This is a genomic window from Mesorhizobium sp. dw_380 (assembly GCF_018588885.1).
In the GTDB taxonomy this organism is placed as follows: Bacteria; Pseudomonadota; Alphaproteobacteria; order Rhizobiales; family Rhizobiaceae; genus Mesorhizobium.
Genome location: NZ_JAFFIW010000171.1, coordinates 1 through 250 on the forward strand (window position 1 = coordinate 1; position 250 = coordinate 250).

The 250-nt window shown below is 60.0% G+C and carries 1 protein-coding gene; it reads right to left on the minus strand.

Annotation, left to right across the window (positions count from 1 at the left end; genetic code table 11):
* On the minus strand, nucleotides 1-250 hold a 250-nt coding region (locus tag JT360_RS33410; RefSeq protein ID WP_284732080.1), incomplete at both ends, for a beta-ketoacyl synthase N-terminal-like domain-containing protein.

The following is a 250-nucleotide window of genomic DNA, read 5'->3' on the forward strand; positions in this document are numbered from 1 at the left end:
AAGATGGACGGAAGCGGCGCTGGGCATCACCTTTACTCCAGTGAAGAGTTCAGCACGGATTGCGCTACCCAAAAGCAGTGAGCGGTAAGTTTGTTCTGTTGCGTATGAACCGGTAAATCCGACGCCCACTGTCGCGCCGAAGCGATGGGCATTCCCCTCGTCCCAGGAAAGTCCGGCCTGCCGCATGGCTTCGCGCGCTGCAAGCACGGCGAGCAAGCTGAAGCGGTCCATGGAGATGAGATGCCCCCGG